Origin of the sequence: Microcystis sp. M53598_WE2, from assembly GCF_030067735.1 — a bacterium.
GTDB lineage: Bacteria > Cyanobacteriota > Cyanobacteriia > Cyanobacteriales > Microcystaceae > Microcystis > Microcystis aeruginosa.
Map to the genome: position 1 here is coordinate 1 of NZ_JASJFE010000824.1, position 1,771 is coordinate 1,771.

General features: G+C 42.0%; 1 protein-coding gene. It reads right to left on the reverse strand.

All coding sequences use genetic code 11. The features are described from left to right. Positions 1-62: 62 nt before the first annotated feature. Positions 63-1,415: a glutathione-disulfide reductase gene (gene gorA / locus PX636_RS16720; RefSeq protein ID WP_288117920.1), complete on the reverse strand. Its 1,353-nt coding sequence runs from the start codon at positions 1,413-1,415 to the stop codon at positions 63-65. Positions 1,416-1,771 lie beyond the last annotated feature (356 nt).

Below are 1,771 nucleotides of genomic sequence, written 5' to 3' on the forward strand. Positions count from 1 at the left end.
CCCTTAATAAGGGGGGTAGCTGACAATTTTTAACACCTATCTAACACACCTGAAATTGCTAATTAACGCATGGTGACAAATTCCTCGGCAGCACTGGGATGAATGCCGACAGTGGCATCAAAATCGGCTTTTGTCGCGCCCATTTTTACGGCAATGGCTACTCCTTGAATAATTTCGGCGGCGTGATCTCCCACCATGTGCGCTCCGAGAATTTTACCACTTTCCTGATGGACAACTAATTTCATCAAAGTTTTGTCCTCTCGGCCTGGTAAAACATTGTAACCAGGGCGGAATTTAGACCGATAAACTTTAATCTCCGTGTCACCATATTGTTTTTTTGCTTGCAATTCTGTTAATCCCACCGTCGCCGCTTCAGGAGTAGAAAATACTGCCGAAGGAACATTTTCATAACTCATTAACCGGGGTTTATTACCAAAGACTGTATCGGCAAAGGCGCGCCCCTGATTAATGGCCACGGGAGTTAAATTAATTTGATCAGTACAATCGCCCACGGCATAGATATTATCTTCGCTGGTTTGGCTATACTCGTTGACGACAATTGCCCGATTTTTTACCTCAACATTGACATTCTCTAAGCCTAATTTTTCCAGCTTAGGAATTCTGCCAGTAGCGGCTAATCCTAGGGCATCAACAAAGAGCATTTCTGAGGTTTCTTTCCCCTGAATATGTACTTTTAAACCCTCAGCAGTTTTCTCGATCGAAGTGGGGAAAGTTTCGGGCATAATTTTAATTCCCTGACGGATCATTTCTGCTTGAATCTCATCGCGGATATCCTCATCAAACCCTCTTAAAATCTTGTCTTTACGGATTAACTGCACCACTTCCGTCCCTAATCCGTGCATAATACCAGCAAATTCTACCCCAATATATCCTGCCCCTAAAACTATAATTCTTTTTGGTTGTTCTGGCAGTTGAAACATGGCATCAGAAACTACCGTATGTTCGATCCCCGGAATATCGGGTTTAACCGGATGTCCCCCCACGGCAATTAAAATTTTATCGGCAGTAATTTTCTCGTCTCCTACCTCTAGGGTATGGGTATCAATAAACTTGGCATAATTAGGAAAAATCGTCACTTGAGAATTATCGAGCATCTTTTGATAAATGCCATTTAAACGGATAGTTTCCTGATTAACGGCGCTAATTAATTTTTGCCAATTTAACTGACTCTCTACCGGACTCCAACCGTAACCTTCCGCATCCTTAAATAGTTGCGGAAAACGACTAGAATAAACCATTAATTTTTTGGGAATACAACCGCGATTAACACAGGTTCCTCCCAAACGATCGTATTCTGCTAATCCCACTTTTGCCCCGTATTCGGCTGCCCGTCTAGCGGTGGCAATACCACCAGAACCACCACCAATCACCAATAAATCAAAATCATAACTCATAAAAACATCCTCGCAAATGAATAGAAGTTTGACGGAATCAAGAAACTTTTTTGGCAAAAAGGGGAGCGAATATCTCGGATCAATCCCTAACTGAATCTATCGAGTAACTAGCAGAATATGGTCACTAATGCTGCTAAATTAGAGTCAATTTATTTACTAAGTAGCTGGTTATAATTAAATTAAAAATGGATTTTAGGTTCGATCCCCCCTGCCCCCCTTGATAAGGGGGGTGCCGATAGGCGGGGGGATCAGAATTGATAATTTTTACTGTATCTAAATAGCTGGTTATAATTAAATTAAAAATGGATTTTAGATTCGATCCCCCCTGCCCCCCTTGATAAGGGGGGTGCCGATAG

Excerpts from the sequence above, each read along its gene's own strand:
- gorA (WP_288117920.1), bottom strand. The coding sequence starts at position 1,415 with ATGAGTTATGATTTTGATTTATTGGTGATTGGTGGTGGTTCTGGTGGT.